Below are 12,799 nucleotides of genomic sequence, written 5' to 3'. Positions count from 1 at the left end.
TGCGCATCAGGGCCCCGCCGAAATCACGGGGTTCACCGCCTCCACACCAGCCGCCGCAACCGACACCCGCGCCCACCGCCTCCCGAGTCCGCGCAGCCCACCGCTTCCGCCGCAACCGGCATCCGCACCAGCCCCCGCCGAGCCCACGCAGCCCACCTCACCGCTCCAGCAACATCCGCTGCAACTCCCTCGCTGCCCGAGGCGGAGCCACATCGCTGCGATGTGCGAGTGCGATCGTCCGGTGCAGTCCGGGCCGGGCCAGCGGGGTCACCCGCAGCCCCCGCCCCGACTTCGTCGCCACCATGCGCGGTACTACGGCCACGCCGAGCCCCGCCCGGACGAAGCCGAGGACCGCGTCCATCTCGCCGCCCTCCACCGCGAAGTCGGGTTCGAAGCCCTCGGCGCGGCAGGCGGCGACGGTCAGTTCGCGCAGGTCGTAGCCGTGCCGGAACATCACCAGGCGCTCGCCTTCCAGGTCGGAGATCCGCACCGTCCGGCCGCGGCCCGGCGCCGGCGCCTCCGGTGAGGACACGACCACCAGGTCCTCGCGCAGCAGCTCCACCGTGGTCAACGCCGGTGACGGCGTGGGCAGCGGCAGCACCACCAGGGCCAAGTCGAGCGCGCCGCGCGCGAGTTCGCGTACGAGATCGTGCGAACCGCCCTCCTCGATCAGCAGCCGGATGCCGGGATAGCGGTCGTGGAAGGCGCGCAGCACATCCGGCAGCAGGCCGGTGCACAGGCTCGGGGTCGCGCCCAACCGGATCCGGCCGCTGCGCAGTTGGACCAGTTCGAGCACCTCGTGCCGGGCCGTGTCCGCGTCCGCCAGGATGCGCCGGGCCAGCGGCAGCAGCGCCTCGCCCGCGTCCGTGAGCGTGATGTTGCCCCGCGCCCGCAGGAACAGATCGGCACCCAGCTCCCGCTCCAGCGCCTTGATCTGCTGGGACAGCGAGGGCTGCGCGACATGGACCAGATCGGCGGCCCGGGTGAAGTGCCGGGTCTCGGCGACGGCCACGAAGTACTGGAGCTGCTGGAACTGCATACACCCACGATAGCCACAGGCTATGGAAACCAGGCAGACCATGTCTTGGACCGATCGGGTATCGGGCGCCTAACGTCCCTGGACATGGCTCTGGCAACGCGGACGGACCGACGGCCGTCGATGGCGCGCACGGTGTGGGACAGCTCCGTCGGCAAGAAGACGGTGATGGCCGTCAGCGGTCTGATCATGCTGCTGTACCTGGTCGTCCACATGATCGGGAACCTGAAGATCTTCTTCGGCGCGGGCGAGTTCAACCACTACGCCCACTGGCTGCGCACCGTCGGCGAACCCTTCATGCACTACGAGTGGACGCTCTGGCTGATCCGCATCGTCCTCGTCGTCGCCGTGATCGCCCACGCCGTCTCCGCGTACCAGCTCAGCCGCCGCGACATCAAGGCGCGCCCCAGCAAGTACGTGCACAAGAAACGCCGGGCGAGCTACGCCACGCGCACCATGCGCTGGGGCGGGATCATCCTCGCCCTGTTCATCGTCTGGCACATCCTCGACCTGACGACCGGCACCGTGCACTCCGGCGGCTTCCAGGAGGGCCACCCGTACCAGAACGTCGTGGACACCTTCTCCACCTGGTACGGAGACACCATCTACATCGTCGCGATGCTCGCGCTCGGCCTGCACGTCCGGCACGGCTTCTGGAGCGCCGCGCAGACCCTCGGCGCGGGCAGCCGCAGCCGTGACCGCGCCCTGAAGACCATCGCCAATGTCCTCGCACTGCTGCTCACCGCCGGCTTCATCGCCGTGCCCGTGGGCGTCATGACCGGAGTGGTGAGCTGAAATGGCCCTTGAATACGCCGACTTCACGACCGGGGACCCCGTCACCGACGCCAAGGCCCCCACCGGCCCGATCAACGAGCGCTGGGACACCCGCCGTTTCGAGGCCAAACTCGTCAACCCCGCCAACCGCCGCAAACACACGGTGATCGTCGTCGGCACCGGCCTCGCCGGCGGCTCGGCGGGCGCCACGCTCGCCGAACAGGGCTACCACGTCGTCCAGTTCTGCTACCAGGACTCCCCGCGCCGCGCCCACTCGATCGCCGCCCAGGGCGGCATCAACGCGGCGAAGAACTACCGCAACGACGGCGACTCCGTCCACCGCCTCTTCTACGACACCGTCAAGGGCGGCGACTTCAGGGCGCGGGAGTCCAACGTCCACCGCCTGGCGCAGATCTCGGTGGAGATCATCGACCAGTGCGTGGCGCAGGGCGTGCCGTTCGCGCGGGAGTACGGCGGCCTGCTCGACACCCGCTCCTTCGGCGGTGTCCAGGTCTCCCGCACCTTCTACGCCCGCGGCCAGACAGGGCAGCAACTCCTGCTCGGCGCCTATCAAGCACTGTCCCGGCAGATCGCCGCCGGGAACATCGAGATGCACCCGCGCACCGAGATGCTCGACCTGATCGTCATCGACGGGAAGGCGCGCGGGATCGTGGCGCGTGACCTCATCAGCGGCCGTATCGACACGTACTTCGCGGACGCAGTCGTCCTCGCCAGCGGGGGCTACGGCAACGTCTTCTACCTGTCGACGAACGCCATGAACTCCAACGCCACCGCCGTGTGGCGGGCGCACCGGCGTGGAGCCTTGTTCGCCAACCCTTGCTTCACGCAGATCCATCCGACCTGCATCCCGCGTACCGGCGACCACCAGTCCAAACTCACGCTGATGAGCGAGTCGTTGCGCAACGACGGCCGGATCTGGGTGCCGAAGGCGAAGGGCGACGAGCGCCCGCCGAACGAGATCCCCGAGGACGAGCGCGACTATTACCTGGAGCGCATCTACCCGGCCTTCGGCAACCTCGTGCCCCGCGACATCGCCTCCCGCGCCGCGAAGAACGTGTGCGACGAGGGGCGCGGGGTCGGCCCCGGCGGGCAGGGCGTCTACCTCGACTTCGCCGACGCCATCGGGCGGTTGGGGCGCAAGGCCGTCGAGGAGAAGTACGGGAACCTCTTCGACATGTACGCCCGGATCACCGCCGAGGACCCGTACACCGTGCCGATGCGGATCTATCCCGCCGTGCACTACACGATGGGCGGCCTCTGGGTCGACTACGACCTCCAGACCACCATCCCGGGCCTGTTCGCGGTCGGCGAGGCCAACTTCTCCGACCACGGGGCCAACCGCCTCGGCGCCTCCGCGCTGATGCAGGGTCTCGCCGACGGCTACTTCGTGCTCCCGGCGACCATCAACGACTACCTCGCCCGGCACCCCGGACACGAGGAGATCGACGTCCAACACCCGGCCGTACAGGAGGTGTTGGCGGAGACCGAGGACCGGCTCAACCTCCTCCTCGCGGTGGACGGCGACCGCACCCCCGACTCCTTCCACCGTGAACTCGGCGAACTCATGTGGGAGTTCTGCGGCATGGCCCGCACCGACAGCGGACTGCGCAAGGCGCTGGAGCGCATCCCGCAGATCCGCGAGGAGTTCTGGCGGCGGATCAAGGTCCCGGGCACCGGCGAGGAGTTCAACCAGTCCCTGGAGAAGGCGAACCGGATCGTCGACTACCTCGAACTCGCCGAGCTGATGTGCCTCGACGCGCTCAACCGTGCCGAGTCCTGCGGCGGGCATTTCCGCGAGGAGTCGCAGACTCCGGACGGCGAAGCGGAGCGCAGGGACGAGGAGTTCAGCTACGCGGCCGCCTGGGAGTTCACCGGCACCGGCTCATCTCCCGTACTGCACAAGGAAGACCTGGTCTTCGAGTACGTCCACCCCACCCAGCGGAGCTACGCATGAAGCTCACCCTGCGCGTCTGGCGGCAGCAGAACGCCGACGCCGAAGGCGCCATGTCCACCTACCAAGTGGACGGAATCTCCACGGACATGTCGTTCCTGGAGATGCTCGACACCCTCAACGAGGAACTCATCCTCAAGGGCGAGGACCCCGTCGCCTTCGACCACGACTGCCGCGAGGGCATCTGCGGCGCGTGCAGCCTCGTGATCAACGGAGACGCGCACGGCCCGGAGCGCACCACCACCTGCCAACTCCACATGCGGTCCTTCGAGGACGGCGACACGATCGACATCGAACCGTGGCGCGCCTCCGCCTTCCCGGTCGTCAAGGACCTCGTGGTCGACCGCTCGGCCTTCGACCGCATCATCCAGGCCGGCGGCTACATCACGGCCCCGACGGGCGCGGCCCCCGAAGCCCACGCCACCGCCGTACCCAAACCGGACGCCGACTTCGCCTTCGAGCACGCCGAGTGCATCGGCTGCGGAGCGTGTGTGGCCGCGTGCCCGAACGGGGCGGCGATGCTGTTCACCTCCGCCAAGGTCAACCACCTCAACGTCCTCCCGCAGGGCGCCCCCGAGCGCGAGACCCGCGTCCTCGACATGGTCGCGCAGATGGACGAGGAGGGCTTCGGCGGCTGCACGCTCGCCGGCGAATGCGCCACCGCCTGCCCGAAGGGCATCCCGCTGGTGTCCATCACCGGGATGAACAAGGAGTGGCTGCGGGCGACGCGCAAGGTGGCCAAGCGCTAGACGTCCCAGCTCACCGAACGTTCGCCGGCAGGGTGCGGACGGGCGGAGCCGGAGTGGTGCTCAACCCCGGCTCCGCCAAGCACCCCTGGCATTCAACAACCCCACATCGTCTCTCTCTTCGCGGGTCACACCACGGACAGCCGGCGTCGGCACAACAGGTACGGCGGCACCGCTCGCCGCCGAGCCGCCCCCGGCCCGTGACCAGGAGAGAGCCATGACCGGCGTATCCACGCTCGACCGTCCCTCGCAGCCCGCCGCGCCGACCCGCTACACCGTCACGCTCGCCCGCGACGAGGACGACGTACGTGCCGCGCAGCGGCTGCGGCACGACGTCTTCGCCGGGGAGATGGGCGCCCACCTGTCCAGCCCGCAGCCCGGCCTGGACGTCGACGCCTTCGACGCCTACTGCGACCACCTCCTCGTCCGCGACACGGTCACCGGGCAGGTGGTCGGCACCTACCGGCTGCTGCCGCCCGAGCGGGCCGCGGTCGCCGGACGGCTCTACTCGGAGAGCGAGTTCGACCTCGCCCCCCTCGACCCGATCCGCCCGGGCCTCGTCGAGGTCGGCCGCTCCTGCGTCCACCCCGACCACCGCGACGGCGCGGTCATCGGCCTCATCTGGGCAGGCATAGCCCGCTACATGGTCGACCGCGGCCACGAGTGGCTCGCCGGCTGCTGCTCCGTCCCGCTCGCCGACGGCGGCGCCCTCGCCGCCGGCACCTGGGACCGGGTCAGCGCCAAGCACCTCGCCCCGGAGGAGTTCCGGGTACGACCGCTGCTGCCCTGGAGCGCCGACGGCGTGACCCGCCCCACCGGACGCGTCGAACTCCCGCCGCTGCTGCGCGGATACGTCCGCCTCGGCGCCTGGGTGTGCGGCGAGCCCGCCCACGACCCGGACTTCGGGGTCGCCGACCTGTACGTGCTGCTGTCGATGCGCCGGGTCAACCCGCGCTATCTGCGGCACTTCCTCTCGCTCGTCCCCGCGTGATGAGCGTCTGGCTGCCCAGCGCGCCCTGCACCCCCAGGGCGTGCATCGAGTCGAAGGGGTCCGTCACGGCCGTACCGCGCGCCGTACTGCGCTTCGTGACCGTCCTGGTCGTGGTGGCCGCCGGGGCCGCACTCACTCCCGTCGGCAAGCGGATCCCCGCCGGCGCGGTGCGCTGGTGGTGCCGGACGATCGTCCGGGCCGCCGGCATCCGGCTCCGCATCACCGGCACCACCACTCCTACCGGCGGACTGCTGTTGGTCGCCAACCACATCTCGTGGCTGGACATCCCGCTGCTGGCCGCCGTACGCCCCGCCCGCATGCTGGCCAAGGCCGAGATCCGGCACTGGCCCGTCGCCGGGACACTGACCGCGGGCAGCGGCGCCCTGTTCATCGACCGCGACCGGCTGCGCGCCCTGCCCGAGACGGTCGCGTCCATCGCGGGCGCCCTGCGCGCCGGCGGAGCGGTCGCGGTCTTCCCCGAGGGCAGCACCTGGTGCGGCCGGGCCCAGGGACACTTCCGGCGGGCCGTCTTCCAGGCCGCGCTGGACGCCGGAGTCCCCGTCCAACCGGTCGGCCTGCACTACCTGACGGACGGCACCGCCAGCACCGCGCCCGCGTTCGTCGGCAGCGACTCCCTGCTGACGTCGGTGTGGCGGGTGGTGTCCACGCGCGGACTCGTCGCCGAGGTGGAGGTGGGCGAGACCATCGCGCCCGGCAGCCACCCCGACCGCCGCTCCCTCGCCCACGCGGCACAGGCCGGGGTGACGGCTCGGCCCCAGCACCAGGACCACTGCACGTCGGTGGCGCAGGCCCCGGTGAAAATCCGCAGGACGGCGCGGAGGCGTCCTGTTAGCGTTGCGTCCATGAGGATCATCAGGCACACCGGCACCGCGACCGCGCGAGCGACCAGCTCGCCGGCTGCCGACGCCTGACCTCACAGACCTCTCCCGGCGGCCGGAAACGGACCGCCGGGACGTGTCGTTTCCAGCCCCTTCGCAGGGTTCATAGGCTTCCCCGCGGTTCCTTTCCGGTCCCCACCCGACCCGAAGGACTCACCGCCATGAACACCGACGACACCGTCCGTACGTTCCTCGACTTCTACCGCGAGCGCGGGCACGAGCTGATCACCGGCAGCACGCTCCTGCCGCCGCCCTCGGACCCGGTCCTCTTCACCACGTCCGGCATGCACCCGCTCACGCCGTACCTCCAGGGCCGCCCGCATCCACAGGGGCGGCGCCTGGTCAACGTCCAACGCTGTCTGCGCACCACCGACCTCGACGAGATCGGCGACCTCACGCATCTGACCATGTTCGAGATGCTGGGCTCGTGGTCGTTGGGCGACTACGACCATCCGCAGAGCCTGCGTTGGGGGTACGAGCTGCTGCGGGACGGTTTCGGTATCCCGCGCGAGAAGTTGTACGTCACTGTCTTCGGCGGCGATGAACAGGTTGGTCCTGACCTTGAATCGCTGGGCACCTGGCGGGAGTTGGGTGTGCCGGTTGAGCCGACGCGGGACGAGAACTGGTGGTCCAACGGGCCCGTGGGTCCCTGTGGCCCTGACTCGGAGATCTTCTACTGGACCGGCGACGGCCCGCCGGAGGGGAGCCCGACCACCGACTCGCGCTGGGTGGAGATCTGGAACCACGTGCACATGCGGTACGAACGTGGCGAGGACGGTGGGCTCGTGCCGCTGCGGCAGGTCAACGTCGACACGGGGATGGGGCTGGAGCGGCTCGTGTCCGTCCTTCAGGGGCGGCGGTCGGTCTATGAGACGGATCTGTTCGAACCGTGGATGAGGACGGTTCCGCTGTTGTGGGATCTGGACGAGCGCTCGGTGCGGGTGGTCTGTGACCATCTCCGGTCGAGTGTTGTCGTCCTGGGGGAGGGGGTACGGCCTTCCAACACCGGGCGTGGATATGTGCTGCGGCGGTTGATTCGGCGGCTGCTCACGGTTCTGCGCCGGGACGACGACTCGCGTACGTTGTGCGATCTGCCGGGAGAGCTTGTCGGTACCGGCCCTGTGCGGGAGGTGTTGCTGGACGAGGAGCGGCGGTTCGGTCAACTCCTTGAGCGGGGGCGGCGGGTGTTGTCGCGGCCGGAGTTTCGAGGGCCGTTGAGCGAGGAGGACTTCCGCTACCTCCATGACACTTACGGGTTGCCCCGGGAGTGGGTTGCCGGTCTTCTGAGGTAGTCGGTTGGCTGCGGGTGCGTGGGGGCTGGTCGCGCCCCGCGGCGGAGCCGCAAATGGACACCGCCCCGCGCCCCTAAAAGAAGAGGGCATCTACCCCAGCGCGTCTGCCAGGTAGGGGGCCGTGGTGCTTCCGCTGGCCCCCGCCACCTCTGCCGGCGGGCCTGCCGCCACGATTCGTCCCCCCTCCTCTCCTCCACCCGGCCCCAAGTCGATCACCCAGTCCGCGCCCGCCACCACGGCCATGTCGTGCTCGACCACGATGACGGTGTGGCCGGCGTCGACCAGGCCGTGGAGTTGGCGGAGGAGGACTTCGACGTCGGCCGGGTGGAGGCCGGTTGTCGGTTCGTCGAGGAGGTAGAGGGTGTGGCCGCGGCGGCCGCGCTGCAACTCGGTGGCCAGCTTGATGCGTTGGGCCTCGCCGCCGGACAACTCGGTGGCGGGCTGGCCCAGATGGAGGTAGCCGAGGCCCACGTCCAGGAGCGCGGCCAGGCTGCGGGCGACAGACGGAGTGTCCGCGAAGAACTCCGCCGCGCTCTCCACCGTCAGGTCGAGGACCTGCGCGATGTTCCGTCCCCGGTACGTCACTTGGAGCGTCTCGGGGTTGTAGCGGGCCCCGCCGCAGTCCGGGCACGGCGCGTAGGTGCTCGGGAGGAAGAGCAGCTCGACGCTCACGAAGCCCTCGCCCTGACAGGTCTCGCAGCGGCCGCCGGCCACGTTGAAGGAGAACTGGCCTACGCCGTAACCCCGTTGGCGTGCTTCGTCCGTTGCCGCGAAGACCTTGCGGACAACGTCGAAGAGGCCGGTGTACGTCGCCAGGTTCGAGCGTGGGGTGCGGCCGATCGGTTTCTGATCGACCGACACCAGCCTGCCCACGCCCGGCAGTTCCTCGGTGATCTCGCCGATCAGCGTGGACTTGCCTGAGCCGGAGACGCCGGTGACCGCCGTGAACGCGCCCAGGGGGAACTCGGCTGTCACGTCCCGCAGGTTGTGCCGGGTCACCGGGCCCACCTTCAACTCGCCTCGCGGTGAACGGACTTCGCGGGCCGGTGCGGGCGAGTGGTCGAAGAGGAAACGGGCCGTCGCCGACTCCTCCACCGCCGCCAGACCGGCCACCGGTCCGCTGTACAGCACCCGTCCGCCGTGCTCGCCGGCCTGCGGGCCCACGTCCACCAGCCAGTCGGCGCCGCGCATCACGTCCAGGTGGTGCTCCACCACGAACACCGAGTTGCCCGCCGACTTGAGCCGGTCCAACACCGTGAGCAGGGCCTTCGTGTCCGCGGGGTGCAGTCCGGCGGACGGTTCGTCCAGGACGTAGACGACACCGAAGAGGCCGGACCTCAACTGGGTGGCCAGGCGCAGCCGTTGGAGCTCTCCCGCCGAGAGGGTGGGGGTGGCGCGGTCCAGGCTGAGGTAGCCGAGGCCCAGTTCGAGGATCGGGGCGATGCGGGAGTCCAGGTCCTCGGTCAGGACGCGGGCCGCCTCCGACGTTCCGTTGAGCGTGTCTGTCAGTTCCACCAGTGGCAGCGCGGCCAGGTCCGCGATCGTACGGCCCGCGACGGTCACCGCCAGGGATTCGGCACGCAGTCTGCTGCCTCCGCAGACCGGGCAGGGGGTGCTGGTCAGGAAGCGTTCCGCCTTGGCCCGTAGGGTCGGGCTCTTCGTGTCCGCGAAGGTCTTCATGACGTAGCGGTGGGCGCTCATGTACGTGCCCTGGTACGGGCGTTGGATGCGGTCCGCGTCCCGGATCGGGTGGACGGTCACCACCGGTTGTTCGTCCGTGAAGAGGATCCACTTCCGCTGCTCGGCGGGGAGTTCGCGCCACGGCACGTCCACGTCGTGGCCGAGTGTGTCGAGGATGTCGCGCAGGTTCTTGCCCTGCCAGGCGCCCGGCCATGCGGCGATCGCGCCCTCGCGGATCGACAGGGAGGGGTCGGGGACGAGGGATTCCTCGGTCGTGCGGTGGACCCGGCCGAGGCCGTGGCATTCCGGGCATGCGCCCGCCGCCGTGTTGGGGGAGAAGGCGTCGGAGTCGAGGCGTGCGGCGCCGGGCGGGTAGTCACCGGCCCGGGAGAACAGCATCCGGAGGGAGTTCGAGAGGTTGGTGACCGTGCCTACCGAGGAACGGGAGGTGGGGGTCGAGCGGCGTTGCTGGAGGGAGACCGCGGGCGGGAGGCCGGTGATCTCGCCGACCTTCGGGGCTCCTACCTGGTGGATCAGTCTGCGGGCGTACGGCGCCACCGACTCGAAGTAGCGGCGCTGGGCCTCCGCGTAGATCGTGCCGAACGCCAGGGACGACTTTCCGGAGCCGGAGACGCCTGTGAACACGGTCAACACGTCCCGCGGGATGTCGACGTCGACGCCCTGGAGGTTGTGCTCGCGGGCGCCGCGGACACGGACGTAGGAGTCGGGGACGTGAGGGGTGCGGGGCGTGCCGGGGCTGTGCATGACCCGGCGAGTCTATGCGAGCACGCCGTGTGGTGCCCGGTGACCTGCGGGGGTGCGGGGGCGTCCGCGCTGTGACACGTTGGAAGACACGGATGCCAGTTGCCGCACAGTCGCCGCACGGAAGAAGGCCCGTGGTCATATGAGCACTCCCGGATTCGGTTTCGGACGCAGCCCCTTCGAGGAATTCGACGAGCTGATGTCCCGGTATTTCGGCGGCTCGGGCCCGGCGGCGCCGTCGCGCCGGGCGCAGCGCGTCGACATCGGCAGCCTGCTCTCCGAACGGGCCCGTGAGCTGGTGGCCCAGGCCCGGGACATCGCCGCCGTCGAGGGCAGCGAGGAACTCGACGCCCGGCATCTGCTGGCCGCCGCCACCGAGCAGGAGTCGACCCGGCGCCTGCTGGCCGAGGCGGGGGCGGACCCCGACCGGATCCGCGAGCGGCTCGCCGCCGGGGCCGAGGGCGGCCCGAAGACCGAACCCACCACGCTCACCCCGGCCGCCAAGCGGGCCCTGCTCGACGCGTACCAGATCTCCCGCGCCGAGGACTCCTCCTACATAGGCCCCGAGCATCTGCTGCGGGCCCTGGCCGCCAACCCCGAGTCGGCCGCCGGACAGGCCCTCGCGGGCAACGGCTGGGAGAGCGGCCGGGTGCCCACCGGCGCCGAGCCCGAGCGGAAGAAGCCCAGCAGCACGCCCACCGTCGACGAGTACGGGCGTGACCTCACCGAGGACGCCCGGGCCGGGCGGCTCGACCCGGTGATCGGGCGGGACGAGGAGGTCGAGCAGACCATCGAGGTGCTGTCCCGGCGCAGCAAGAACAACCCCGTCCTCATCGGTGACCCCGGCGTCGGCAAGACCGCCGTCGTCGAGGGCATCGCCCAGCGGATCGTCGCCGGTGACGTGCCGAAGACCCTGACGGGCAAGCGGCTCGTCTCGCTGGACCTGGCCGGGATGGTCGCCGGCACCAAGTACCGGGGCGAGTTCGAGGAGCGGCTGAAGAAACTCCTCGACGAGGTGAGCGAGCACAGTGACGAACTGGTGCTGTTCCTCGACGAGTTGCACACCGTCGTCGGCGCGGGGGGAGGTGGCGACGGTGCCCTCGACGCGGGGAACATGCTCAAACCCGCCCTGGCCCGTGGGCAGTTGCACCTCATCGGTGCCACCACCGTCGACGAGTACCGCAAGTACATCGAGAAGGACTCCGCGCTGGAGCGCCGCTTCGCGCCCATCCTGATCGGCGAACCGACCGTCGACGACACCATCGAGATCCTGCGCGGCCTGCGCGACCGCTACGAGGCCCACCACCAGGTCCGTATCACCGACGAGGCGGTTGTCGCCGCGGCCGAACTCTCCGACCGGTACGTCACCGCCCGCTTCCTGCCCGACAAGGCCATCGACCTGATGGACCAGGCCGCGGCACGCGTACGGCTGCGCGCCAAGACGCCGCTCTCCGACGATCGGGAGGTCGAGGACCGGCTCGCCGCCCTGAACCGGGAGAAGGACCAGGCCGTCGCCGACGAGGAGTACGAGCGGGCCAAGGAGATCCGCGACCGGATCAAGGACACCGAGGCCGAGCTGGAGGCGGGCGGCTCCACCGAGGAACAGGTGCCCAAGGTGACCGCCGAGGACATCGCCGAGGTCGTCTCCCGCACCACCGGCATCCCCGTCGCCCAGCTCACCGAGGAGGAACGCGCCCGGCTGATGAAGCTGGAGGAGCACCTCCACGAGCGGGTCGTCGGCCAGGACGAGGCCATCACCGCCGTCTCCCGCGCCGTACGCCGTGCCCGCGCCGGGATGAGCGACCCGAACCGGCCCATCGGCAGCTTCCTCTTCCTCGGCCCCACCGGCGTCGGCAAGACCGAACTGGCCCGCGCGCTCGCCGCCGCCCTCTTCGGCGACGAGAGCCGCATGATCCGCCTCGACATGAGCGAGTTCCAGGAGCGGCACACCGTCTCCCGCCTGGTCGGCGCCCCTCCCGGGTACGTCGGCCACGACGAGGCCGGCCAGCTCACCGAGGCCGTCCGCAGGCAGCCCTACGCCGTGCTGCTGCTCGACGAGGTGGAGAAGGCACACCCCGACGTCTTCAACACGCTGCTGCAACTCCTCGACGACGGGCGGCTCACCGACTCGCAGGGCCGCACGGTCGACTTCAAGAACACCGTCGTCATCATGACGTCGAACATCGGCGCCGACCGCATCCTCGCGGCGGGCGTCGACGACTACGCCAAGGTGCGCGAGACGGTGATGCCGGTCCTGAACCAGCACTTCCGCCCCGAGTTCCTCAACCGCATCGACGAGATCATCGTCTTCCGCGGCCTGGAACGCACTCAACTCCGCGACATCGTCGACCTGTTGCTGGAACACACCCGGCGCAGGCTGCACGCCCAGGACGTCACCCTGGAGGTCAGCGACGCGGCGGCCGACCTGCTCGCGAACCTCGGCTATCAACCCGACTTCGGCGCCCGCCCGTTGCGCCGCACCATTCAGCGCGAGGTCGACGACCGGCTCGCCGACATGCTGCTCGCCGGTGAACTCGACGCGGGCGACCAGGCGTTGGTCGACGCGACCGACGGCACGATCGAGATCAGGGCACGCCAGGCGGCCGCGCACTAGCCGGTCCGCATTCGCACCCCTCTGGGAGACAGG

Annotated in this window: 9 protein-coding genes; 7 read left to right on the top strand and 2 right to left on the bottom strand. The window is 70.3% G+C overall.

Annotated elements, in window-relative coordinates:
• Positions 1–157: 157 nt before the first annotated feature.
• A complete protein-coding gene (locus OG714_RS07285) occupies positions 158–1,039 on the bottom strand; it encodes a LysR family transcriptional regulator (protein WP_043672571.1) in 882 nt (293 codons plus the stop codon).
• Between the two features lie 120 nt (positions 1,040–1,159).
• Between OG714_RS07285 and OG714_RS07280 the strand changes: the two genes are divergently transcribed.
• The 6 genes from OG714_RS07280 to OG714_RS07255 all read left to right on the top strand — a co-directional run bounded on the left by OG714_RS07280 (position 1,160) and on the right by OG714_RS07255 (position 7,710).
• Entirely contained in the window at positions 1,160–1,831 is a 672-nt protein-coding gene (locus OG714_RS07280; protein ID WP_399003825.1) for a succinate dehydrogenase, read from the top strand.
• A gap of 1 nt (position 1,832) precedes the next feature.
• Positions 1,833–3,785: a fumarate reductase/succinate dehydrogenase flavoprotein subunit gene (locus OG714_RS07275; RefSeq protein ID WP_406119400.1), complete on the top strand. Its 1,953-nt coding sequence runs from the start codon at positions 1,833–1,835 to the stop codon at positions 3,783–3,785.
• Entirely contained in the window at positions 3,782–4,531 is a 750-nt protein-coding gene (locus OG714_RS07270; protein ID WP_406119399.1) for a succinate dehydrogenase/fumarate reductase iron-sulfur subunit, read from the top strand. The genes OG714_RS07275 and OG714_RS07270 overlap by 4 nt, the downstream gene beginning before the upstream one ends.
• A gap of 214 nt (positions 4,532–4,745) precedes the next feature.
• Positions 4,746–5,519: a GNAT family N-acetyltransferase gene (locus OG714_RS07265; RefSeq protein ID WP_406119397.1), complete on the top strand. Its 774-nt coding sequence runs from the start codon at positions 4,746–4,748 to the stop codon at positions 5,517–5,519.
• The gene (locus OG714_RS07260; protein ID WP_406119396.1) at positions 5,519–6,451 is read left to right on the top strand and encodes a lysophospholipid acyltransferase family protein; all 933 of its coding nucleotides are present in this window, start codon (positions 5,519–5,521) and stop codon (positions 6,449–6,451) included. The genes OG714_RS07265 and OG714_RS07260 overlap by 1 nt, the downstream gene beginning before the upstream one ends.
• Before the next feature lie 128 nt (positions 6,452–6,579).
• A complete protein-coding gene (locus tag OG714_RS07255; RefSeq protein ID WP_406119395.1) occupies positions 6,580–7,710 on the top strand; it encodes an alanine--tRNA ligase-related protein in 1,131 nt (376 codons plus the stop codon).
• A 90-nt stretch (positions 7,711–7,800) separates the two neighbouring features.
• Here the strand turns inward: OG714_RS07255 and OG714_RS07250 are convergent, their stop codons facing one another.
• A complete protein-coding gene (locus tag OG714_RS07250; protein WP_406119393.1) occupies positions 7,801–10,155 on the bottom strand; it encodes an ATP-binding cassette domain-containing protein in 2,355 nt (784 codons plus the stop codon).
• A gap of 139 nt (positions 10,156–10,294) precedes the next feature.
• On the opposite strand from OG714_RS07250, the gene OG714_RS07245 reads away from it, so the two are divergent.
• Complete coding sequence (locus tag OG714_RS07245; protein ID WP_406119392.1) at positions 10,295–12,766, top strand: ATP-dependent Clp protease ATP-binding subunit; 2,472 nt, start codon at positions 10,295–10,297, stop codon at positions 12,764–12,766.
• Positions 12,767–12,799: the final 33 nt, after the last annotated feature.

It is taken from the genome of Streptomyces sp. NBC_00989 (genome assembly GCF_045162655.1).
Lineage (GTDB): Bacteria > Actinomycetota > Actinomycetes > Streptomycetales > Streptomycetaceae > Streptomyces.
Note: the sequence above shows the minus strand (reverse complement) of the source record. Positions and strands in the feature narration are given on the sequence as shown.

What these genes read in the sequence shown, in the direction of transcription:
- OG714_RS07285 (WP_043672571.1), bottom strand. Translation starts at nt 1,039, where the DNA reads ATGCAGTTCCAGCAGCTCCAGTACTTCGTGGCCGTCGCCGAGACCCGG.
- OG714_RS07280 (WP_399003825.1), top strand. Translation starts at nt 1,160, where the DNA reads ATGGCGCGCACGGTGTGGGACAGCTCCGTCGGCAAGAAGACGGTGATG.
- OG714_RS07275 (WP_406119400.1), top strand. Translation starts at nt 1,833, where the DNA reads ATGGCCCTTGAATACGCCGACTTCACGACCGGGGACCCCGTCACCGAC.
- OG714_RS07270 (WP_406119399.1), top strand. Translation starts at nt 3,782, where the DNA reads ATGAAGCTCACCCTGCGCGTCTGGCGGCAGCAGAACGCCGACGCCGAA.
- OG714_RS07265 (WP_406119397.1), top strand. Translation starts at nt 4,746, where the DNA reads ATGACCGGCGTATCCACGCTCGACCGTCCCTCGCAGCCCGCCGCGCCG.
- OG714_RS07260 (WP_406119396.1), top strand. Translation starts at nt 5,519, where the DNA reads ATGAGCGTCTGGCTGCCCAGCGCGCCCTGCACCCCCAGGGCGTGCATC.
- OG714_RS07255 (WP_406119395.1), top strand. Translation starts at nt 6,580, where the DNA reads ATGAACACCGACGACACCGTCCGTACGTTCCTCGACTTCTACCGCGAG.
- OG714_RS07250 (WP_406119393.1), bottom strand. Translation starts at nt 10,155, where the DNA reads ATGCACAGCCCCGGCACGCCCCGCACCCCTCACGTCCCCGACTCCTAC.
- OG714_RS07245 (WP_406119392.1), top strand. Translation starts at nt 10,295, where the DNA reads ATGAGCACTCCCGGATTCGGTTTCGGACGCAGCCCCTTCGAGGAATTC.